The 21136-nt window shown below is 69.5% G+C and carries 18 protein-coding genes and 2 pseudogenes; 9 read left to right on the top strand and 11 right to left on the bottom strand.

What is annotated here, in order from left to right; all coding sequences use genetic code 11:
• The first annotated feature begins 45 nt into the window (after window positions 1-45).
• From hrpB to M6G65_RS13205, 7 genes and pseudogenes are all read left to right on the top strand, one after another.
• A pseudogene (gene hrpB / locus M6G65_RS13235) lies at window positions 46-2498 on the top strand (ATP-dependent helicase HrpB).
• A gap of 44 nt (window positions 2499-2542) precedes the next feature.
• Window positions 2543-2968: a PaaI family thioesterase gene (locus M6G65_RS13230; protein ID WP_238195431.1), complete on the top strand. Its 426-nt coding sequence runs from the start codon at window positions 2543-2545 to the stop codon at window positions 2966-2968.
• A 73-nt stretch (window positions 2969-3041) separates the two neighbouring features.
• Entirely contained in the window at window positions 3042-4265 is a 1224-nt protein-coding gene (locus M6G65_RS13225; protein ID WP_238195432.1) for an SMP-30/gluconolactonase/LRE family protein, read from the top strand.
• A gap of 101 nt (window positions 4266-4366) precedes the next feature.
• Window positions 4367-4954, top strand: a complete 588-nt coding sequence (locus tag M6G65_RS13220) for a DUF1285 domain-containing protein (RefSeq protein ID WP_250104035.1) — start codon at window positions 4367-4369, stop codon at window positions 4952-4954.
• Window positions 4951-5622, top strand: coding sequence for a CoA pyrophosphatase (locus M6G65_RS13215; RefSeq protein WP_238195434.1), 672 nt, complete (start codon window positions 4951-4953; stop codon window positions 5620-5622). Before M6G65_RS13220 ends, M6G65_RS13215 begins: the two co-directional genes overlap by 4 nt.
• 13 nt (window positions 5623-5635) lie before the next feature.
• Window positions 5636-5893 carry a DUF6111 family protein gene (locus M6G65_RS13210; protein ID WP_192708997.1) on the top strand — a complete coding sequence of 86 codons (258 nt, stop codon included), beginning with the start codon at window positions 5636-5638 and terminating at the stop codon, window positions 5891-5893.
• Window positions 5890-7127: pseudogene (locus M6G65_RS13205) on the top strand (CCA tRNA nucleotidyltransferase). The gene M6G65_RS13210 and the pseudogene M6G65_RS13205 overlap by 4 nt, the downstream one beginning before the upstream one ends.
• A 7-nt stretch (window positions 7128-7134) precedes the next feature.
• Here M6G65_RS13205 and M6G65_RS13200 read toward each other — a convergent pair.
• From M6G65_RS13200 to M6G65_RS13170, 7 genes are all read right to left on the bottom strand, one after another.
• Window positions 7135-7536 carry a F0F1 ATP synthase subunit epsilon gene (locus M6G65_RS13200; protein WP_192708995.1) on the bottom strand — a complete coding sequence of 134 codons (402 nt, stop codon included), beginning with the start codon at window positions 7534-7536 and terminating at the stop codon, window positions 7135-7137.
• Window positions 7537-7691: 155 nt separating this feature from the next.
• Window positions 7692-9146 (bottom strand): F0F1 ATP synthase subunit beta, encoded by a 1455-nt coding sequence (gene atpD / locus M6G65_RS13195; protein ID WP_238195436.1) that lies wholly within the window; start codon window positions 9144-9146, stop codon window positions 7692-7694.
• A 42-nt stretch (window positions 9147-9188) separates the two neighbouring features.
• Window positions 9189-10079 (bottom strand): F0F1 ATP synthase subunit gamma, encoded by an 891-nt coding sequence (locus M6G65_RS13190; protein WP_238195437.1) that lies wholly within the window; start codon window positions 10077-10079, stop codon window positions 9189-9191.
• A 148-nt stretch (window positions 10080-10227) separates the two neighbouring features.
• The gene (gene atpA / locus M6G65_RS13185; protein WP_250104034.1) at window positions 10228-11757 is read right to left on the bottom strand and encodes a F0F1 ATP synthase subunit alpha; all 1530 of its coding nucleotides are present in this window, start codon (window positions 11755-11757) and stop codon (window positions 10228-10230) included.
• Between the two features lie 54 nt (window positions 11758-11811).
• Window positions 11812-12384: a F0F1 ATP synthase subunit delta gene (locus tag M6G65_RS13180; protein WP_238195439.1), complete on the bottom strand. Its 573-nt coding sequence runs from the start codon at window positions 12382-12384 to the stop codon at window positions 11812-11814.
• 217 nt (window positions 12385-12601) lie between these two features.
• Window positions 12602-13288 (bottom strand): DsbA family protein, encoded by a 687-nt coding sequence (locus tag M6G65_RS13175; protein WP_238195440.1) that lies wholly within the window; start codon window positions 13286-13288, stop codon window positions 12602-12604.
• A gap of 107 nt (window positions 13289-13395) precedes the next feature.
• The gene (locus M6G65_RS13170; protein WP_238195441.1) at window positions 13396-14022 is read right to left on the bottom strand and encodes a 2-hydroxychromene-2-carboxylate isomerase; all 627 of its coding nucleotides are present in this window, start codon (window positions 14020-14022) and stop codon (window positions 13396-13398) included.
• 201 nt (window positions 14023-14223) lie between these two features.
• On the opposite strand from M6G65_RS13170, the gene M6G65_RS13165 reads away from it, so the two are divergent.
• Entirely contained in the window at window positions 14224-15462 is a 1239-nt protein-coding gene (locus tag M6G65_RS13165) for an argininosuccinate synthase (protein ID WP_250104033.1), read from the top strand.
• Between the two features lie 4 nt (window positions 15463-15466).
• Here the strand turns inward: M6G65_RS13165 and M6G65_RS13160 are convergent, their stop codons facing one another.
• Together M6G65_RS13160 and mtgA are read right to left on the bottom strand one after the other, a co-directional pair.
• Entirely contained in the window at window positions 15467-16117 is a 651-nt protein-coding gene (locus M6G65_RS13160; protein ID WP_238195442.1) for a hypothetical protein, read from the bottom strand.
• A 175-nt stretch (window positions 16118-16292) separates the two neighbouring features.
• On the bottom strand, window positions 16293-17051 hold the full coding sequence (gene mtgA / locus M6G65_RS13155; protein WP_430929560.1) for a monofunctional biosynthetic peptidoglycan transglycosylase: 759 nt from the start codon (window positions 17049-17051) through the stop codon (window positions 16293-16295).
• Between the two features lie 48 nt (window positions 17052-17099).
• Here mtgA and M6G65_RS13150 point away from each other — a divergent pair, with 48 nt between their 5' ends.
• Window positions 17100-18071 (top strand): polyprenyl synthetase family protein, encoded by a 972-nt coding sequence (locus M6G65_RS13150; RefSeq protein WP_238195443.1) that lies wholly within the window; start codon window positions 17100-17102, stop codon window positions 18069-18071.
• Window positions 18072-18291: 220 nt separating this feature from the next.
• Here the strand turns inward: M6G65_RS13150 and mmsB are convergent, their stop codons facing one another.
• Window positions 18292-19419, bottom strand: a complete 1128-nt coding sequence (gene mmsB, locus M6G65_RS13145) for a multiple monosaccharide ABC transporter permease (protein ID WP_238195607.1) — start codon at window positions 19417-19419, stop codon at window positions 18292-18294.
• A gap of 98 nt (window positions 19420-19517) precedes the next feature.
• Window positions 19518-21053: a multiple monosaccharide ABC transporter ATP-binding protein gene (mmsA, locus tag M6G65_RS13140; protein ID WP_250104032.1), complete on the bottom strand. Its 1536-nt coding sequence runs from the start codon at window positions 21051-21053 to the stop codon at window positions 19518-19520.
• Window positions 21054-21136: the final 83 nt, after the last annotated feature.

Genomic DNA, 21136 nt, shown 5'->3' with positions numbered 1-21136 from the left:
CGGAAAGGTTGCGCTGAGCGGCGGGCCGTTCCATCAGCGGCGACGATGCCTGCTCCCTCAACCGCGCTGCCGATCGAGGCGGCGCTCCCGGATCTGCGCGAGGCCCTGGCCGCTCGGAATGGCGCCGTGCTGGTGGCCCCGCCGGGCGCCGGCAAGACCACGCGGGTGCCGCTCGATCTGCTGGACGCGCCCTGGCTCGCCGATCGCAAGGTCGTCCTGCTGGAGCCGCGCCGGCTGGCGGCCCGGGCTGCCGCCGCCCGCATGGCCCAGACCTTGGGTGAGCCGGTCGGCGGCACGGTGGGCCTGCGCGTCCGGCTGGGCTCGAAGATCTCGGCGCGCACCCGGATCGAGGTCGTGACCGAGGGGGTGTTCACCCGCATGATCCTCGGCGATCCGGAACTCTCCGGCATCGGTGCTGTCCTGTTCGGCGAGTTCCACGAGCGCTCCCTCGACGCCGATCTCGGGCTCGCGCTGGCGCTCGACGCGCAGGGCGGATTGCGGGAGGATCTGCGCATCCTGGTCATGTCGGCGACGCTCGACGGCGCCCGGGTCGCGCGGTTGATGGGCGAGGCACCGGTGATCGCCTCCGAGGGCCGCGCCTTTCCGGTGGAAACCCGCTACGTCGAGCGCGACCCGAACCGGCGGATCGAGGAGTCGGTCGCCGACGTCACGCTGCGGGCGCTGCGCGCCGATCCGGGATCCGTCTTGGTGTTCCTGCCCGGACAGGCGGAGATCCGCAGGACCGCCGACCTCTTGGCCGATCGGGTCGATCCGGAGGTTCAGGTTGCCCCCTTGTACGGCGCGCTGACGCCGGCCGAGCAGGATCGCGCGGTCGCGCCGGCACCGGCCGGAACCCGAAAGGTGGTTCTCGCCACCAGCATCGCTGAGACCTCGCTGACCATCGAGGGCGTCCGGATCGTGGTCGATTCCGGGCTGGCGCGGGTGCCGGTCTACGAGCCGGGCCTCGGCCTGACACGCCTGGTCACGGCCCGCGCATCCAGGGCCTCCGTGGACCAGCGCCGGGGCCGCGCCGGCCGCACCGAGCCGGGGCTGTGCTGGCGCCTCTGGTCCGAGGCCGGGACCAAGGCTCTCGAACCGTTCTCGCGACCGGAGATCCTGGCGGCGGATCTCGCGGGCCTGTTGCTCGACTGCGCCGCCTGGGGCGTGGCCGATCCGCGAACATTGGCGTTCCTCGATCCGCCGCCGGCGCCGGCCCTGGCGGAGGCCCGCACCATGCTGGTCGATCTGGGTGCGCTCGACGCGGACGGTCGCCTCACCGAAACCGGGGGCCGCCTGCGCGCGCTGCCATTGCCGCCGCGCCTCGCCCGCATGGTGACGGTCGCGGCCGCCGCGGGCGAGGCGCGCGCGGCCGCGGATCTCGCCGCCGTGCTGGTCGAGCGCGGGCTCGGCGGCGACGGCATCGACCTCGACGCGCGGATCGAGCGCTTCCGGCAGGATCGCGGCGGCCGGGCCGCCGACATGCGCCGGCTCGCGCAGGGCTGGGCGCGGATCGCCGGCGACGGCCCGCAGGATCGGCCGGCATCGGCCGGCCCGCTCCTGGCGCTCGCCTATCCCGACCGTGTCGCCCGGACTCGCGGCCGGGACGGCGAGTTCGTGATGGCGAGCGGCCGCGCCGGCCGCCTCGACTGGCGAGCCCCCTCGCGCGGGAAACCTACCTGGTCGTCGCCGAGCTGGCCGGCGCGGCCGGAGAGGCCCGGATCCTCGCCGCCGCAGCGATCGAACCGGACGCGATCGAGCGGCTCTTCGCCGGCCGGATCGAATTCCGCACAGAGATCACCTTCGACCCATCGGCCGGCGCCCTCCGGGCCCGGGCTGTCCGGCGCCTGGGCGCGGTCAACCTGGGCGCGCGGCCCTTGCCGGTCCCGGCGGAGCCGGAGAGCGCCGAGATCCTGGCGAACGGCATCGCCGCCCTCGGTCTCGACAGGCTGCCCTGGACGCCGGCGCTGTCGCAGTGGCGAGCCCGGGTGCGGTTCCTGCACGCCGCAGAAGACGATGGCTGGCCGGACCTGTCGGACGAGGCCCTGACCAGGGATGCGGGTGCGTGGCTCGCACCTTCGCTCGTCGGCCGAACCTCCGTCGCGGCGATCACGGCCGAGGACCTCGCGGGAGCCCTGCAGGGCCTCGTACCCTGGCAGCTCCGGTCCCGCCTCGACGCGGAGGCGCCGACCCATGTCGAGGTGCCCACCGGTTCACGCATCCCGGTGGATTACGGAGCCGAGGAACCGGTGCTGGCCGTCCGGGTCCAGGAGCTGTTCGGCCTCGACCGTCATCCCGTCGCCGGCGGTCGGCCGCTCGTGCTGCACCTGCTCTCGCCCGCGCAAAGGCCGATCCAGATCACCCGCGATCTGCCGGGTTTCTGGCGGGGTTCCTGGGCGGCGGTGCGCGCGGAGATGCGCGGGCGCTACCCGCGCCATCCCTGGCCGGAAGATCCGCTCAGCGAAGCTCCGACACGCCGGGCTAAGCCGCGCGGGACATGACCCCGGCCGCCCCTTCCACGTTCCCGATATCCGGATAGGACGCCATGACGACCGAGACGAACGCCTTCGACCCATCTGCAGCCGGCTGGACGCTCGTGCAGGACGAAGGCTTCATCGCCCATGTCGGCCCGTTGCACATCCGCGGCACGGACGGCGCCTACGCGTTCCGGGCCGAGCAGAAGCACGCCAACCTGATTGGCGTCGTCCATGGCGGCATGCTGATGAGCTTCGCCGACCGCGCCCTCGGCGAGACCGCCATGCGCGCCGCCGACGGCGCCAATTGCGTGACCATTCAGCTGGAGATGAAGTTCATCGATGTCGGGCGTCTCGGCGACTGGGTCGAGATCCGTCCGCAGGTGGTCAAGCGCACCGGCTCCCTCGTGTTCATGCGGGGCGACGTTCGTGAGGGCACACGCCTCCTGGCCTCGGCCGACGGCGTCTGGAAGATCCTGCGGCGGCATCCGGGTTGACCGGAATCAGGATATCAGTCCTAGTATCGCGGCTTGCGCCGCCGATTTGAGCGGGCAAAGGCTGGGGGGCCGCATGCCAGATTTGCAGACGAATCCGTCCGTTAAAGGGGCCGCAGGCGGGCGCGTCGCGCCGTCGCGACGTGCCGTTCTCGCGGCCGCCGGGTCCGTTCTCGCGACAGCCGGCAGCGCAGCGGCTCGACCGGCGCCGCCCAGCACCATCACCGATCCGCCGCGGGACTTCCGACCCGGTGCGGCACCGACCACCTATTTCACCGATCCCGACGTGATCACGGTGGACCCGGCCTTCGATGCGTATGTGGTGCCGAACAGCGCCATTCGCCGTCTCTGGACCGGCGCGCTCTGGGCAGAGGGACCGGCCTGGAACGCCGTCGGGCGCTTCCTCGTGTGGAGCGACATCCCGAACAATCGCCAGTTGCGGTGGCTGGAGGAGGACGGGCACGTCTCGGTGTTCCGCGCGCCGAGCGGCAACTCGAATGGGAACAGCTTCGACCGCCAGGGCCGTCAAGTGTCCTGCGAGCATGCCGCCCGTCGGGTGGTCCGCTACGAACTCGACGGCTCGGCAACGGTGCTGGCCGACAGCTTCGAGGGCAAACCCTTCAACGCGCCCAACGACGTCGTCCAGCATATCGACGGATCGTACTGGTTCACGGATCCGCCCTACGGCGGCCAGCTCTACGAAGGGCTGCCGGACGAGGCGGGCGGCCCCTCGAACCCGAAGGGCCATCTCAATCCGCGGCTCGGGCAGCCGGCCGGGGTCGTGACGGCGCGGCGCGTCCTGCCCAATGCCGTCTACCGCATCGATCCCGCCGGCCGGATCGATCGGGTCCTCACCGACGATCAGGTTCCGGATCCGAACGGCCTGTGCTTCTCGCCCGATCACCGGACGCTCTACATCTGCTCCACCGGGAAGGGCCCCGGCGACACGGGCCCCGGCGGCAAGGGCGAAATCTACGCGTTCGATATCGGGAGCGGCGGCGCCTTGTCGAACAAGCGCCTGTTCGCGGATTGCGTCGTCGATGGCGTCAGATGCGCGCCCGACGGTTTGCGGACCGACGTCGACGGCAACCTCTGGGTGTCGAGCAACGCTGGCCGGGCGGTCGGCTACAACGGCGTCACGGTCTGGAGTCCGGCGGGGACGCTGATCGGGCGGATCCGCCTGCCGGAGGTCTGCGGCAACCTCACGTTCGGCGGCCCGAAGCGGAACCGCCTGTTCATGGCGGCCAGCCAGTCGATCTATGCCCTGACGGTGAACACCCAGGGCGCAGGTCCGGCCTAGACGTCGTCGGAGCATCCTGCGGCTCCGGCGCAGGTCTGCGCCGGTGAGACCGTGTCGTCGGCCATGGCTGACGACACGGCGGAGCGCTATCTGTAGCGGGCATGACCGCGGATTCCCTATCAGACGACCCCACCTTGAGCCGGCTCAGTGCGGCTCTCGGGGATTTGCCGAAGCGCGGGCTACCGCCGGTCGAGCGGTGGAATCCGCCCTATTGCGGCGCGATCGACATCCGCATCGCGGCCGATGGCACGTGGCACCACAACGGCTCGCCGATCCGGCGCAACAAGCTGGTCAAGCTGTTCTCCACGATCCTGCGGCGCGAGCCGGACGGGCGCATTGTTCTGGTCACGCCTGTGGAGAGCGTCGGGATCACCGTCGAGGATGCGGTGTTCGTGGCCGTCGAGATGGCGGTCGATGGCACGGGAGAGGCGCGGCGCATCGCGTTCCGCACCAACGTCGGCGAGCTGGTGAGCGTCGACGCGGACCACGCCCTGCGCTTCGAGGAGGGGCCCGACGGCGCGCTCAAGCCTTACCTTCACGTCCGGGGCGGCCTATGGGCGCTGATCACCCGGGCGCTGACCTACGACCTCGTGGATCTTGCCGAGGACCGCGTGATCGACGGGCAACCCTGGCTCGGTCTCTGGGCCGGCGGCGTCTTCCACCGCATAGCTCCGGCCTCCGCCGCGTGAGCGATTCCCTCGCCGATTTTCTGGCCCGGGCCGCATCCGGTCTGTCGCCGCATCCACCCGGACCGGACGATCCGACCTCCAATCCGCGCGGTGACCACAGCCTGGATCCGGACGGCGCGGCCCTGATCCCGCCCCCACCGCACCGGCGGGCCGCGGTGTTGGTCCCGGTGGTCTTCCGTGCCGCCGGGCCGAACCTCGTGCTGACGCAGCGCGCCGCGAACCTGCGCGATCATTCCGGTCAGGTTGCGCTGCCCGGCGGAAAGATCGATCCGTCGGATCCGGGACCGGCGGATGCGGCCCTGCGGGAGGCCTTCGAGGAAATTGGCCTCCTTCCCGAATCGGTGCGCCTGCTCGGCTATATTGACCCCTACCTGTCCGGCACCGGCTTCCTCGTGACGCCGGTCATCGGTCTGGTCTCCGAAGAGGCGACCTTCCGGCCGAACCCCAGTGAGGTTGCGGACGTTTTCGAGGTGCCCCTGTCGGTGCTGATGGATCGCGAGCGCTACCGGTTGCGGTCGCGGGAGTGGCAGGGCCGTACCCGATGGTTCTACGCTCTCCCCTTCGGAGAACGTCTGATCTGGGGCGTCACCGCCGGGATCCTCAACAACCTGCGGGAGCGGCTCTACCCGGAACCGGAGCCGAGTCAGGTCCGCCGGTCGGCGGGATAGGCTACGAATCGCCATGCTGCGTCGCGTCCTCGAAGAGTTCGGCCTCTTCCTCATCCCCTTCGCGCTGTTCCTGATCTATCTCGTCCTGGCCGGGCGCAATCCGCTGCGCCGGGTGCATTGGGACGCTCATCTCTGGCGCCTCATCCTCGCCGGCTTGGCGGTGGTGATCGGCACGCTCGTCTACGAAGGCCTGTTCTCCGAGCGGCGCGCCGGCGGTTACGTCCCGACCCACATGGAGAACGGCCGGCTCGTCCCGGGTGGCTTCCGGTGAAGCGCGACCTCGAACGCGGCGGCCTCTCGGCCCTGCTCGATCGCCGGGGAGTGCGTCAGGCGCTCGCGGCCCTGGATGCACCCGGCGCCGAGACCCGGTTGGTCGGCGGCTGCGTCCGCGATGCGCTGCTGGGGACGCCGTCAGCCGATATCGATCTCGCGACGACGCTGCTGCCCGAAGAAGTGATCGCCGCCGCGGGGCGCACGCCGGGGCTGAAGGCGGTTCCCACCGGAATCGAGCACGGCACCGTCACGCTCGTCACCGAGGACGGACCGATCGAGGTCACCACCCTGCGCGAGGATGTCGAGACCGACGGGCGCCACGCCGTCGTCCGGTTCGGTCACGATTTCGCCCGCGATGCCGAGCGGCGCGACTTCACCGTAAACGCGCTCTCGCTCGGTCCGGACGGCCGGCTGCACGACACCGTCGGTGGTCTTCCGGACCTCGAAGCCGGGCGGGTGCGCTTCATCGGCGACCCCGCGACCCGCATCCGCGAGGACGCCCTGCGGATCCTGCGCTTCTTCCGCTTCCACGCCCGGTTCGGCGGTGCCCCCCCGACGCGGAAGCACTCGCTGCCTGCGTGGCCGCACGCGACAGCCTGGACCGGCTGTCGCGCGAGCGCGTCCGTGCGGAGTTCCTGAAGCTGCTGGCGGCCTCCGGCGGTGCGGCCCTGGTGGCGACCCTGAGCGGTACCGGCCTGCTGCTCCGGATCACCGGCGGCGTCGGCGAGCTCGGGCGACTGGAACGCGCCTCGGCCGCGAAGCTGTCCCCGATCCTGCGCCTCGCGGCCCTCGCGGTCGGCGCCCGTCACGATGCCGACCGCCTGCAGGTCCGCCTGAGGCTGTCCAAGAGCGAGCACGCGCAGCTCACCGACTACGCGAAGGTTCTCGCCGTGCTGCACGATCGAGCCGCGCTCGACGGCGCGGCTTTGCGGGCCCTGGCGGCCCAGCATGGCCTGGCGCCGCTGGTCGACGCCCTGACGATCGTCGCCGGCGAGCCGCGGCCTGCCCTGACCGGGGACGCACGGAGCGTTCTCGACGCGCTCGGCGGGGAGGGCGGTTCGCCGGTCTTTCCGCTGGCGGGCGCGGATCTGGTGGCGGCGGGCATCGCGCCCGGTCCCGCAATCGGCCGCGGACTCGCCGCGGCTCGGAAGGTCTGGCTGGAACGCGGCTGCCCGACGGGCGCGGCGGCGCGGGCCGACCTGCTGGCGCGGGCGCTGGACAGCGCCCGCTGAAGCGCGGTCAGAGCTTCAGGAGCGCCTTGGTTTCCTGCAGCTGGACGATCTGGCCGTTCAGCTCCTCGCGCTTCTGAAGGTCCTCGGTGGCATCGCGCTGCATCTCGACCGCCTCGATGTCGCGGTCGAGGGATTCGTGGGTCAGCTCCTCGATCGGGGCCGCGCGCTCGGCCAGCACGGTCACGGACGTCGGCCCGATATCGGCGAAGCCGCCGCGGACATAGATCCGCTTGCCGCTGCCCTGGCTCTCGGTGACCACGATGACGCCGACGCGCAGAGAGGTCAGCACGGGCGCGTGGCCCGGCATCACGGTCATCTCACCCTCGGTGCCGGGCAGCTGAACGGCGGTCACCTCGCCGGAATACAGCGTCCGCTCGGGGCCGACGAAATCGAAGTGGAAGGTGGCCATCTCAGGACGATCCCGGATCCGCGACAGGCTCTCCTCCCCGTTTCGGGGAGGAGGTGGAGATGGGGGTGGTGCAGAAGGCACCGGGGCGCTTCATCCTGAACCGACCCCACCCCCGACCCCTCCCCAAAGTGGGGAGGGCAGGGAAGCACGGCCTCTTACGCGGCCTTCAGCTTCTTGGCCTTCTCCTGGGCCTCCTCGATGGTGCCGACCATGTAGAAGGCCGCCTCCGGGAGGTCGTCGTAGTCGCCGTTCACGAGGCCCTTGAAGCCCTTGATCGTGTCTTCCAGCGCAACCTGCTTGCCCGGCGAGCCGGTGAAGACCTCGGCCACCGAGAAGGGCTGCGAGAAGAAGCGCTCGATCTTGCGGGCGCGGGCCACGGTCAGTTTGTCGTCCTCGGACAGCTCATCCATGCCCAGGATCGCGATGATGTCCTGGAGCGCCTTGTAGCGCTGCAGGGTCTGCTGGACCCGGCGGGCGACGTCGTAATGCTCCTCGCCGAGGATCGCCGGCGACAGCATGCGGGAGGTCGAGTCGAGCGGATCCACGGCCGGGTAAATGCCCTTCTCGGCGATCGAGCGCGACAGCACGGTCGTGGCGTCGAGGTGGGCGAAGGAGGCGGCCGGCGCCGGGTCGGTCAGATCGTCGGCCGGCACGTAGATGGCCTGCACCGAGGTGATCGAGCCCTTGGTCGTGGTGGTGATGCGCTCCTGCAGGGCGCCCATGTCGGTGGCCAGCGTCGGCTGGTAGCCCACCGCCGAGGGGATGCGGCCGAGAAGCGCCGACACCTCGGAGCCCGCCTGCGTGAAGCGGAAGATGTTGTCGACGAAGAACAGCACGTCCTGGCCGTCGTCGCGGAACTGCTCGGCGATGGTCAGGCCGGTCAGGGCAACGCGCGAGCGGGCGCCCGGCGACTCGTTCATCTGGCCGTAGACCAGGGCGCACTTCGAACCCTCGGCGGAGCCGTGCTCCTTCGGGTCGACGTTCACCTTGGACTCGATCATCTCGTGGTAGAGGTCGTTGCCCTCGCGGGTGCGCTCACCCACGCCGGCGAACACCGAGTAGCCCGAGTGCACCTTGGCGATGTTGTTGATCAGCTCCATGATCAGCACGGTCTTGCCGACCCCGGCGCCGCCAAACAGGCCGATCTTGCCGCCCTTGGCGTAGGGGGCGAGCAGGTCCACCACCTTGATGCCGGTGACGAGGATCTGCGCCTCGGTCGACTGCTCGGCGTAGGACGGCGCCGGCTGGTGGATGGCGCGGTAGGTGGTGGCCTGGACCGGGCCGGCCTCGTCGATCGGCTCGCCGATGACGTTCATGATGCGGCCGAGGGTGTTCATGCCCACCGGAACCTTGATCGGCTCGCCGGTGTCGAAGCACTCCTGGCCGCGGGTCAGGCCCTCGGAGGTGTCCATGGCGATGCAGCGAACGGTGTTCTCGCCGAGCTGCTGGGCAACCTCGAGGACGAGACGGGCGCCGTTGTTCTTGGTCTCCAGCGCGTTCAGGATCTCGGGCAGGTGGCCCTCGAACTGCACGTCGACCACGGGGCCGATGACCTGGGTGATCTTGCCGGACTTGTTGGAGCCGGTGCCGGGGATTGCGGTGTTCGCCATCGTTTACCTACCCTTCAAGCTTTGCGGTCGGGTCGCGGTGCCTCAGAGGGCTTCCGCACCCGAGATGATCTCGATGAGTTCCTTGGTGATCATGGCCTGACGCGTGCGGTTGTAGATCAGCGTCTGCTTCTTGATCATCTCGCCCGCGTTGCGGGTGGCCGAGTCCATGGCGCTCATGCGCGCGCCCTGCTCGGACGCGGCGTTCTCCAGGAGCGCCCGGTAGATCTGCACCGTGAGGTTCTTCGGCAGCAGCGTCTCCAGGATCGCCTCTTCGGACGGCTCGAACTCCAGGGCGGCGTTGCCGGCGGTCGCTTTCGCGGTCGCGTCGGCCGGCGGCAGCTCGGCCGGGATCAGGCGCTGCGCGGTCGGGATCTGCGAGATGACCGAGCGGAACTCGGAGTAGAACAGGGTCGCGACGTCGAACTCGCCGTTCTCGAAGCGGGTCAGGATCTTGTCGGCGATTGAGGCCGCGAAGTCGTAATCCACCGGGCGGTTGCCGCGGATGTCCATGCTCTCGACGATCTGGTCTCGGTATTGCCGGCGCAGCGCGTCGAGGCCCTTCTTGCCGACCGTCATGATCTTGACGGTCTTGCCCTCGGCGGCGAGCTTCTGCGCGTGCTCACGCACCGCAAGGCGGACGATCGACGAGTTGAACGCGCCGGCGAGGCCGCGGTCGCCGGTGCAGACGACGAGGAGATGCGTCTGCTCCGAGCCGGTCCCGGACAGGAGCCGCGGGGCGCCGACGCCGCCGACGAGGTTGCCGGCCAGGTTGCCGAGCACCGCCGACATCTTCTCGGCGTAGGGACGGCCCGCCTCGGCGGCCATCTGCGCGCGGCGCAGCTTGGCGGCGGCGACCATCTGCATGGCCTTGGTGATCTTCTGCGTCGCCTTCACCGAGGTGATGCGGTTGCGCAGGTCCTTCAAACTCGCCATCGGGTGAGGTCCAGGTCCATTTGAAAGGGCCTCTCCTCCCCCTTGCGGGGAGGAGCCGGAGGTGGGGGTGGTACAGGCTGGAGCGGTACGGTGCCTCCTGCACCACCCCCACCCCTGACCCCTCCCTGCAAGGGGAGGGGGACATGCCTTAGCCGATCGACTTGGCGACGCTCTCGGCGACGCTCTTCAGCTTGCCGGCGTTCTCGTCCGACAGGTCCTTGGAAGCGGCGATCGAGTCGAGCAGGTCCTTGTGCTTCGAGCGGAGCGTGCTGAGCAGCGCATCCTCGAAGGGTCGGACCTTGGCGACCGGGAGCTTGTCCAAGTAGCCGTTCACGCCGGCGTAGATCACCGCGACCTGCTCTTCCATCTTCAGCGGCGAGAATTGCGGCTGCTTCAGGAGCTCGGTCAGCCGCGAGCCGCGGTTCAGGAGCGCCTGGGTGGAGGCGTCGAGATCCGAGCCGAACTGCGCGAAGGCCGCCATCTCGCGGTACTGCGCCAGCTCGCCCTTGATCTTGCCGGCGACCTTCTTCATCGCCTTGGTCTGGGCCGAGGAGCCCACCCGCGACACCGAGAGGCCCACGTTCACCGCCGGGCGCACGCCCTGGTAGAACAGGTCGGTCTCAAGGAAGATCTGGCCGTCGGTGATCGAGATCACGTTGGTCGGGATGTAGGCCGAGACGTCGTTGGCCTGGGTCTCGATGACCGGCAGAGCGGTCAGCGAGCCGGCGCCGGCGGCATCGCCCATCTTGGCGGCGCGCTCCAGCAGGCGGCTGTGGAGGTAGAACACGTCGCCCGGGTAAGCCTCGCGGCCCGGCGGGCGGCGCAGCAGCAGCGACATCTGGCGGTACGCCACGGCCTGCTTGGACAGGTCGTCATACACGATCACGGCGTGCATGCCGTTGTCGCGGAAATACTCGCCCATGGCGCAGCCGGCGAACGGCGCGATGAACTGCATCGGCGCGGCGTCCGAGGCGGTGGCGGCGATGACGATGGAGTATTCCAGGGCGCCCTGATCCTCGAGCACCTTCACGAACTGCGCGACGGTGGAGCGCTTCTGACCCACGGCGACGTAGATGCAGTAGAGCTTCGCCTTCTCGTCCGTGCCGGCATGGGCCGGCTTCTGGTTCAGGATCGTGTCGAGGGCGATGGCGGTCTTGCCGGTCTGGCGGTCGCCGATGATCAGCTCGCGCTGGCCGCGGCCCACCGGGATCAGGGCATCGATCGCCTTCAGGCCCGTGGCCATCGGCTCGTGCACGGACTTCCGTGGAATGATGCCCGGGGCCTTCACGTCGACGCGGCGACGCTCGGTGGACTGGATCGGGCCCTTGCCGTCGATCGGATTGCCGAGGCCGTCGACCACACGACCGAGCAGGCCCTTGCCGACCGGCACGTCCACGATGGCGCCGGTGCGCTTGACGGTCTGGCCTTCCTTGATCTCGCGGTCGGAGCCGAAGATCACGATGCCGACGTTGTCCTGCTCGAGGTTCAGGGCCATGCCGCGCACGCCCGACTCGAACTCGACCATCTCGCCGGCCTGGACGTTGTCGAGGCCGTAGGCGCGGGCGATGCCGTCACCGACGGACAGGACCTGCCCGACCTCGGAGACCTCGGCCTCCTCGCCGAAGTTCTTGATCTGCTCTTTCAGGATCGCGGAGATCTCGGCGGCGCGGATGTCCATACTCGGGCCTCTGTCGCTGATGCGTCTATATGTGTTCGGGTCGGATGGGGGCGCTTACGGCGCGGCCCGCATCGCGAGGCGGATACCGTTGAGCTTGGTCTTGAGGGAGGCGTCGACCATGCGCGAGCCCATCTTCACGACGAGGCCGCCGATCAGGCTCGGGTCGATCACCAGGTCGACGTCGACATCCGCCTTGGCGATATCGCGCAGCGACGCCTTGATCTCCTCGATCACGGTGTCGGAGGGCTTCTCGGCCACCCGGACCTGGGCGCGCACGATCCCCTTCGAATCCTGGACCAGGGTCCGGAACGCGTCGATCATGTCGGGGAGCGCGAAGAGACGGCGGTTCGAGGCCGCGAGGCGGATGAAGTTGCCGGCGAGGCCGCCGATCCCGGCCTTGTCCAGCACGGCGCCGATGGCGGTTTCCTGCTCCTCGGCGCTGAAGACCGGGCTGCGGACGAGGCGGCGAAGATCCGCGCTCTCCTTCAGCAGCGTGTCGAATTGATTGAGGGAGTCGGCGACCGCGTCGACCTGGCGCTCGTCGCGCGCGAGATCGAACAGGGCGGAAGCGTACCGGCCCGCCACGCCTGCGACCAGGGGACCAGCCTCGGAACCGTTCTGCGCCACCCGTCGCTCTCTTCTCTGGTTGCCCGCCCGCTCCGCGCGCTCCGGCAGGAGCGCGGTGCGTGACCGTTCGGGACGTGGGATCGCGCCGGCAACGGACAGGGTCGAGAACTGTCCTCGCGGCGCGGCGACCGCCTAGCATGCCAGCATGGCCGCGCGCAACACGGCAGGCGCGCCTCGCTGCGCGTCAGGACGGCGGAAGTGTGACGCAGGACCCGCCTCAGCAGGCGAGCCGGTCGCAGCGCCGGACGCTGGCGATCATCTTGGCCATGGCGCGGGCACCCGGATGACCGAGGATGCCGCTGTTGCCGAGGACGTAGGACGGGGTCGCGTAGAGACCGAGATCCGCCGCCATGCGCATCTGGCTCTTGAGCGCCGCGCGCACCTCCTCGCTGTCGGCGATCTCCTCGACTTCCGCCTGCGGGATGCCCAGCGCGGCCGCGGCGGCGAGGGCGCCGGGCCCGTCGATCCGTCCGGGCTTGCCGAGCAGCGTCTGATAGAAGCGCCAAGCAGCCTCCGAGCCGAGCCTGCGCTGGACGGCTAGCATCACCTTGGCGGCCTGGGCCGATTGGGGCGACAGGATCGGATTGTGGACAAGACCGATCCGCAGCTCCGGGTCGCTGTCGTGCAAGGCAACCACGTCGGCGGCCGCCTTCCGGCAGTACGGGCAGTTGAAGTCGTAGAACTCGTAGAGCGTGGTTCCGGCGTCCCGCGGTCCGACATACGTGACCCCGCGCAGGGCCGGGATCTGTCCGGTGATCTCGCCGGGCAGGATCGAGTTCGCCACCGCCTTGCCGTCGTCGCCGGTGACCGCGACGCGCTGGCCGTAGGACTGCGCCCAGACAGGCTTCAAGCCGGCCCCGAGGGTGGCGGCTGCGGCGAGGAGAAGGCGTCGCGAAACAGGCATGGGACTCGTCCGGGGCATCGCTGTCCCGCTCCGGCCGCGCCGAAGCGGAGCCGGACCAGAACCAGGGGGTCGAGTCGGTTTGATGGCCGAACGTCGTGAACGCGGCCCTACCGCAGCCCCTTCGGCCGGTCGCCCGTCGCCCAGGCCAGGGCCTGGTCCAGGCGGTCATTGCCCCAGAACAGCTCGCCGTCAACCGCCAGGAAGGTCGGCGCCCCGTAGATCCCGCGCGAGCGCGCCTCCTCGACGCTGACCCGCAGCTTGGTCTTGTTGGCCTCGGCGGCCGCGGCCCGAACGGTCTGCGTCCCGTCAAGCCCGAGCGAATCGAGGATCTCGGCCACCGCCGCCGGCTCCGCGATGGAGCGTCCCTCGGCGAAGCTCGCGGTGAACACCGCCTTCGAGAACGGCACCAGCCAATCCTGGTCCTGGCCGAGGATGGCGACCCGCACCGCGCTGAGGCTGTTCTGAGGGAACTGGGCCGGGCGCGTCACCGGTGGCAGGCCGAGGCGCGCGGCCTCGCGCTCGACGTCGCGCCACATGTTCTTGCCCTTGGCCGCGTAGAGGTTGAACGGCGAGGTCGTCCAGCCCTGCGAGGCGAAGAGCGGCCCGACCAGGAACGGCCGCCACCGGATCGCGACGCCGGCCTCGGCCGCCGCCGCCTCGATGCGCATCGCCGCGAGGTAGGAGTACGTGGAGGCGAATTCGTACCAGAACTCCAGAATCGGCTGGCGCGCCATAGACTTCGCTTCTCCGATGCACTCTTGCGGCGATGACGACTGGCAACGCCCGCGCCATTTCTTGCACGGCCGCAAGGCCGCCGTGAGGCGAAACGCGGCCGATCTTCCGGCATCTGGCCTACGCGCGAGACGGCGCGCCGGTTGCAGGCCGGTGACACCCGCGATAAGCCGCAGACGCCCCGCCTCAGTTCCGGAAGCCGCATGTCCGTCCCCGCGAAGAGCCCCGTGAAGAAGGTCGTGCTGGCCTATTCCGGCGGCCTCGACACATCGATCATCCTGAAGTGGCTGCAGACCACCTACGGCTGCGAGGTCGTGACCTTCACGGCCGATCTCGGCCAGGGGGAGGAGCTGGAGCCGGCCCGCCGCAAGGCCGAACTCCTCGGCATCAAGCCGGAGAACATCTACATCGAGGACCTGCGCGAGGAATTCGTTCGCGACTACGTCTTCCCGATGTTCCGGGCGAACGCCGTCTACGAGGGCGTCTACCTGCTCGGCACCTCGATCGCGCGACCGCTGATCGCCAAGAAGCAGATCGAGATCGCCGAACGCGTCGGCGCCGATGCGGTCTGCCACGGCGCCACCGGCAAGGGGAACGACCAGGTCCGGTTCGAGCTCGGCTACTACGCGCTCAAGCCCGACGTGACGGTGATCGCCCCGTGGCGCGAGTGGGACCTGCGCTCCCGCGAGCAGCTCATCGCCTTCGCCGAGCAGCACCAGATCCCGATCGCCAAGGACAAGCGCGGCGAGAGCCCGTTCTCGGTGGATGCCAACCTCCTGCACGCCTCCTCGGAAGGCAAGGTGCTGGAGGATCCCGCCGTTGAGGTGCCGGACTACGTCTACTCGCGCACGCTCTCTCCCGAGGAGGCGCCGGACCAGCCGACGATCATCACGATCGGGTTCGAGCGCGGCGATGCGGTCTCGATCGACGGCGAGAAGCTCTCACCCGCGAGCCTGCTGGCCAAGCTCAACGAGCTCGGCCGCGCCAACGGCATCGGCCGGCTCGACCTCGCCGAGAACCGGTTCGTCGGCATGAAGAGCCGCGGCATGTACGAGACGCCGGGCGGCACGATCCTGCTGCCGGCGCATCGCGCCATCGAGTCGATCACGCTGGACCGCGGCGCCGCCCACCTCAAGGACCAGCTCATGCCGCAATACGCGGAGCTGATCTACAACGGCTTCTGGTTCTCGCCGGAGCGCGAGATGATCCAGGCGCTGATCGACAAGAGCCAGGAGAAGGTCACCGGCACGGTGCGGCTGAAGCTGTACAAGGGTGGCGTCCACGTGATCGGCCGCGAGAGCCCGCACTCGCTCTACGACCAGGACCTCGTGACCTTCGAGGAGGGCGCCGTCGCCTACGACCACCGCGACGCGGCGGGCTTCATCAAGCTCAACGCCCTGCGGCTGCGCACCCTGGCACAGCGCAGGAAGCGCGAGGGCTGAGCCCTCAGGCCGGCTGCCAATCCGAGGTCGGAGCCGGACGCCGGAACGCGCCCGGCCCGAGATCGGCGTAGCGCAGGAAGATCTGAAGAGCCGGCTGCATCTCGCGGTGGAGCCGGATCCGGTGCGTCTCGCCGTCCTCGTCATCGTTGGCGGCCGTCTCAGGCACGGCGGCGAGAAGGTCCGCCATGGCGGCAGTGTAGGGTCCTGTGCCGCCGTAAGGTTGCTTCGGGTCCACGCAGGGCACGTTCCGCGCCGCATCCCAGCCATAGGCGAGGCGCGGGATCAGCGCGAGGTGCTCCGCCGTCACCGCGAAGGTTATGTGCTCGGGTGTCTGTCCGGTCTGCGCATCCCGGAAGACATCGCCGACCTCGCCGTGGTCGAGCTTGGCCAGCCCGTTGTGGTACTGGTAGCGGCCGGGCTTCAGCAGGGCGTTCTGGGCGAAGACCGCGAGGCCGTCCTCCAGCGCTCGATGCTCCTCCTCGGCCCCCTCGTCATCGCCCGTGACATTGGCGATGTCGCCGTCGCGGTCGAGGCTGCCATAGGGCGCGTCCGGGTGGACGGTCGGCGCGCCGGGCTCGGCACCACCCCAGGCGACGACCATCCGCCGGATCAGGGCGATGCGCTCCAGGGTGAGGTCGTAGACGGCGTCGCTCATCGAATATCGGTCCCGGACTCTGGCTCTGAAGGCCGTCTTACAGAGGCGGGGCGGCCGCTGCTACCGGCGGACCGGGCCCGATGTTCTTGGTGTTCAGTCCGGCCGGCAGCCAGCCGGGCATTAGCTGCGACCCGTGACGCCCACACGGCCGTCGGCTGAAACACTCCCGTGCCGCCTACCGGCGCACGCAGCCCGTCAAACCCTCGATCTGGCCCATCATGGCCTGGATCTGCGCGGCGCGGCGGCGGACGCCGGGGGAGGGGCGCCCGGCGCTGCGCGTGATCGGGTTCGGCAGGACGGCGGCGAGCAGGGCGGCCTCGCCGCGGGTCAGCCGGCTCGCATCCTTGTTGAACCAATGGCGGCTGGCGGCCTGCGCGCCGTAGATCCCGTCGCCCCATTCGGCGACGTTCAGATAGATCTCCATCATGCGGCGCTTGCCCCACAGGGTGTCGAGCGCCAGCGCCAGCGGGATTTCGACCGCCTTGCGGATGTAGGAGCGGCCCGGCCACAGGAAGACGTTCTTGACGGTCTGCATCGCGATCGCCGAGGCGCCCCGGCTCGGCGAATCCTCATCCTCGACCACCTCGCGGATTGCCCCGAGATCGACGCCGTGGTCGAGGCAGAAGCGCTGGTCCTCCGAGGCGATCACCGCCTGCGGCAGCGCCGGCGCAATCTCCGAGAGGCTCACGGCATCGCGGCTCACAGGCTGAAGCGTCAACCACCGCCCGAGCATCAGGGTCGACGGCGGCATCACCGCGCTATAGACGAGCGCCAGCGTCAGTACGACGACGAACGCGACGGCGGGGAGCAGGATCGTTGCCCCGACGATCTGGCGGACCGGGCGGGAGCGCCGCGGGCGCGCGAGCGGAAGGTCACGACCCGCCGCTCCCCGCCTGCGTCCTGCCTCGCCCACCGCGATCTCGTTCCCGCTCAACTGACACTCGATTGGTTTTCGCAAGGCCAGGACCGGACGCAGCGCCCGATGACCCCGACCCCCTCAACGCAGGCACCGACCGGTTCGGTCAAGGCTGACACGCAGGCCGTCGCGTTTTCCCACAGGCTGGCTGAAGTCGCCGGCATGGTCGAGACCTTCTTGGTCGAACGCCTTGGCCGTGATCTCGGCCCCGGCGAGATCGCGCGGCCGCCCCGCCTGATGGAGGCCATGCGCCACGCCGTGCTCGGCGGCGGCAAGCGCCTCCGGCCCTTCCTCGCCATCGAGACCGCCCGGATGCTCGGCGGCTCCGAGGCGGCGGCGCTCGCCGCCGGCGCCGGCGTCGAGCTGGTGCATTGCTACAGCCTCGTCCACGACGACCTGCCGGCCATGGACGACGACGACATGCGCCGCGGCAAGCCGACGGTGCACAAGGCCTACGACGAGGCCACGGCCATCCTGGTCGGCGACGCGCTCCAGACGCTCGCCTTCGAGATCGTCGCCGACCCGACTTGGCAGCCGGACGCCCGGATCCGGGCCGACCTCGTGCTCGGCCTCGCCCGGGCCTCGGGCCTGGGCGGCATGGTCGGCGGCCAGCTCCTCGACCTCACCGCCGAGGGCCGGTTCGGCGCGGCCAACATGGATGTGGACGACACCCTGCGGATGCAGGCGATGAAGACCGGAGCGATCCTGGCCTTCTCGGTGGAGGCCGGCGCGATCGTCGGCGGCGCCGACGAGGGTCAGCGGGCCGCCCTCCTGCGCTACGGTCTCGCCTTGGGCCAGGCCTTCCAGATCGCCGACGACATCCTCGACCGCGAGGCTTCGCCGGAGGCCATGGGCAAGGCGACCGGCAAGGACAAGGATGCCGGCAAGGCCACGCTGGTCGACCGCCTCGGCATCGATGGGGCTCGGGCCGAGTGCGACCGCCTCGTCGGTGTCTGCGAAGATGCGGTCGCATCCTGGGGTGAGGGTGCCGCCATCCTGCGGGATGCCGCCCGTTTCACGGTCGCGCGCAAGACCTGAGCGGTTCGGCCGGCGGCGCCCGATCCGACGGTTCAAGGGGCCGCCGGATCATCCCCGGCGTTCTCGCCGATGGGTTCATAGCGCGGAGCGAAGCGGTCCGGGGAACGCAGCATTACAGGGACTTGGCGCCGCTGGATCGTGTCGTTTCGCTCGCAAAGACGTATCTGCGCTGTGCCGATCCCATCCGCGCGAAGCGGACGGGATCGGATTGTGCAGGCCCTCAGGCTCGGTTGTTCTTGTTGTAGACGTCGAGGCAAACGGCGGCGAGCAGGACGATCCCTTTGATCACCTGCTGGTAATCGACGCCGATGCCTAGGATGGACATGCCGTTGTTCATCACGCCGATGATGAACGCGCCGATCACGACGCCTGAGACCTTGCCGATGCCGCCGGACGCCGAGGCGCCGCCGATGAAGCAGGCCGCGATCACGTCGAGCTCAAACCCGACGCCGGCCTTCGGCGTCGCGGTGTTGAGCCAGGCGGCGAAGATCATGCCCGCGAGGCCTGCCAGCGCGCCCATATTGGCGAAGGTCAGGAAGGTCAGCCGCTCGGTCCTGATGCCTGAAAGCCGTGCGGCCTTGATGTTGCCGCCGAGCGCGTAGATCCGCCGCCCGATCGTCGTGCGGGTCGTGACGAAGCGGTAGAGCATCACCAGCGCGAACATCACCAACAGCACGTTGGGCAGGCCGCGATAGGCGCTCATCTGATACGCGAAGGCGAGGATCACGATTGTGGTCATGCCGTTGCGGAAGATGAACGCCGCCCAGGATTCGGCCTCACCGCCGTTGCGGAGCCGCGCGGCCCGGCGGCGCCCGTTCAGGCCGACGAGGATCAGCGACAGGGCGAGCGCGATGAGCAGGGCGGTCCAGGGGCCGGCGAAGTTGGCGAGGAAGCCCTTGGCGAGAAGCTGGAACACTTCCGGGAACGGCCCGATCGAGGCGCCCTGCAGGAGTGCCAGCGTCAGGCCCCGGAACACCAGCATGCCGGCGAGCGTGACGATGAAGCTCGGAATGCCGAGATAGGCAACGAAGTAGCCCTGCAGCCCGCCGATCGCCGCACCGACCGCCAGGCACAGGACGGTGGCGGTGAATGGATCGAAGCCGAATCGGACCATCAGAAGGGCCGCGAGCGCGCCCACGAAGCCGACCACCGAGCCGATCGACAGGTCGATATGGCCGGCCACGATGACCAGCAGCATTCCCAGCGCCATCACGACGACGTAGCTGTTCTGCAGGATGAGGTTGGTCAGGTTCAGCGGCTGGAACAGCACGCCGCCGGTGGCATACTCGAAGAACAGGGTGATCACCGCCAGGGCGAAGACCAGGCCGTAATCGCGCAGCTGTGCCATCGCCAAGCGCCCGCGCCGGACCTGCGGCTCGCCCGCGGCCTTGGTGCCCGGAAGGGGTTCGGTCAGACGGATCATGGCCTTGCTCACAGAGATCTCGCTCATCCGTTCAGTTCCTTGGAGCGCATGATCGCGCGCATGATCGCTTCCTGGCTGGCCTCGGCGCGCTGGAACTCGTCCACGAACCGCCCCTCGTTCATGACGTAGATGCGGTCGCACAGGCCGAGCAGCTCGGGCATCTCGGACGAGATCATCAGGACGCCCCGGCCGCCCTCGGCCAGCTCGTTGATGATGCTGTAGATCTCGTACTTGGCCCCGACATCGATGCCGCGCGTCGGCTCGCCGAGGATGAGCACCTTGGGCTGGGTGAACAGCCATTTGCTGAGCACGACCTTCTGCTGGTTTCCGCCCGACAGGTTCACGGTCTGCTGGCCCACGCCGAAGGAGCGGATGCGCATCTTCGAGCGGTAGGCATTCGCGACTCGGTGCTCCGCATCCTCGCCGATGACCGCGGCGGTGGAGACTCCGGGCAGGTTGGCGAGCGTGGTGTTCTTGGTGATGTCCTCGCCGAGCACGAGCCCCAGCTGCTTGCGGTCCTCGGTGACGTAGGCGATGCCCGCCGCGATCGCCTTGTCGATCGTCGAGACATCGACCTCCCGGCCCTCGATGCGGACAATCCCGCTGGTGCCCTGGCCGTAGGACCGGCCGAAGACGCTCATGGCGAGTTCCGTCCGGCCGGATCCCATCAGGCCGGCGATCCCGACGATCTCGCCCCTGCGCAGGTACAGGCTGACATCGCGTACGACCGCCCGCTCGGCATGAACGGAGTGGTGGACCGTCCAGCCCTCCACCTCCATCAGCACGTCACCGATCCGCGGCTCGCGGACCGGGTAGCGGTTGGCCATCGTGCGGCCGACCATGCCGCGGATGATCCGATCCTCGCCGATGCCGCCGTTCCGGCAGTCGAGGGTCTCGACAGTGGTGCCGTCGCGCAGCACGGTGATCCGGTCGGCGACCTTGGAGATCTCGTTGAGCTTGTGCGAGATCAGGATCGACGCAATGCCCTGGGCCTTGAAGCTGAGGAGTAGCTGCAGCAGCGCCTCGCTGTCCGTCTCGCTCAGGCTCGCGGTCGGCTCATCGAGGATGAGCAGCTTGACCTTCTTGGACAGCGCCTTGGCGATCTCGGCGAGCTGCTGCTTGCCGACGCCGAGATGGGTGACGAGGGTGTCGGGATTCTCGGCAAGGCCGACCATGGCCAGCAGCTCCCGGGACCGGGCATAGACCCGGTCCTGGTCGATGATGCCGAAGCGGGCGGGCTCGTTGCCGAGAAAGATGTTCTCGGCGATCGACAGGAACGGGACCAGAGCCAGTTCCTGATGGATGATCACGATGCCCCGGCGCTCGCTGTCGGAGATGTCGCGGAACTGGCCGGGCTGTCCCTCGTAGGTGATCTCGCCCTCGTAGGACCCGTGCGGATACACTCCGCTCAGGACCTTCATGAGCGTCGACTTGCCGGCGCCGTTTTCGCCGACCAGGGCGTGGATCTCGGCCGGTGCGATGCTCAGATTGACGTCGTTGAGGGCTCTGACGCCGGGAAACGTCTTGGATATTCCCCGCATTTCGAGGACGGGCTGCATGCGACCCCTTCCGGCTCGGTCTGCACAGGATTCTGCCCGCGCCGGCGGCACCGGCGCGGAGACAGGTTCGGACGGGGTGGCGC

This window comes from Methylobacterium tardum (genome assembly GCF_023546765.1).
Taxonomy (GTDB): Bacteria; Pseudomonadota; Alphaproteobacteria; order Rhizobiales; family Beijerinckiaceae; genus Methylobacterium; species Methylobacterium tardum.
This window is presented reverse-complemented; position numbering and strand designations above follow the sequence as displayed.

Excerpts from the sequence above, each read along its gene's own strand:
- atpA (WP_250104034.1), bottom strand. The coding sequence starts at position 11,757 with ATGGACATCCGCGCCGCCGAGATCTCCGCGATCCTGAAAGAGCAGATC.
- M6G65_RS13190 (WP_238195437.1), bottom strand. The coding sequence starts at position 10,079 with ATGGCGAGTTTGAAGGACCTGCGCAACCGCATCACCTCGGTGAAGGCG.
- M6G65_RS13175 (WP_238195440.1), bottom strand. The coding sequence starts at position 13,288 with ATGCCTGTTTCGCGACGCCTTCTCCTCGCCGCAGCCGCCACCCTCGGG.
- mmsA (WP_250104032.1), bottom strand. The coding sequence starts at position 21,053 with ATGCAGCCCGTCCTCGAAATGCGGGGAATATCCAAGACGTTTCCCGGC.
- atpD (WP_238195436.1), bottom strand. The coding sequence starts at position 9,146 with ATGGCGAACACCGCAATCCCCGGCACCGGCTCCAACAAGTCCGGCAAG.
- M6G65_RS13210 (WP_192708997.1), top strand. The coding sequence starts at position 5,636 with ATGCTGCGTCGCGTCCTCGAAGAGTTCGGCCTCTTCCTCATCCCCTTC.
- M6G65_RS13165 (WP_250104033.1), top strand. The coding sequence starts at position 14,224 with ATGTCCGTCCCCGCGAAGAGCCCCGTGAAGAAGGTCGTGCTGGCCTAT.
- M6G65_RS13200 (WP_192708995.1), bottom strand. The coding sequence starts at position 7,536 with ATGGCCACCTTCCACTTCGATTTCGTCGGCCCCGAGCGGACGCTGTAT.
- M6G65_RS13160 (WP_238195442.1), bottom strand. The coding sequence starts at position 16,117 with ATGAGCGACGCCGTCTACGACCTCACCCTGGAGCGCATCGCCCTGATC.
- mmsB (WP_238195607.1), bottom strand. The coding sequence starts at position 19,419 with ATGGCACAGCTGCGCGATTACGGCCTGGTCTTCGCCCTGGCGGTGATC.
- M6G65_RS13230 (WP_238195431.1), top strand. The coding sequence starts at position 2,543 with ATGACGACCGAGACGAACGCCTTCGACCCATCTGCAGCCGGCTGGACG.
- M6G65_RS13150 (WP_238195443.1), top strand. The coding sequence starts at position 17,100 with ATGACCCCGACCCCCTCAACGCAGGCACCGACCGGTTCGGTCAAGGCT.
- M6G65_RS13170 (WP_238195441.1), bottom strand. The coding sequence starts at position 14,022 with ATGGCGCGCCAGCCGATTCTGGAGTTCTGGTACGAATTCGCCTCCACG.
- M6G65_RS13225 (WP_238195432.1), top strand. The coding sequence starts at position 3,042 with ATGCCAGATTTGCAGACGAATCCGTCCGTTAAAGGGGCCGCAGGCGGG.
- M6G65_RS13220 (WP_250104035.1), top strand. The coding sequence starts at position 4,367 with ATGACCGCGGATTCCCTATCAGACGACCCCACCTTGAGCCGGCTCAGT.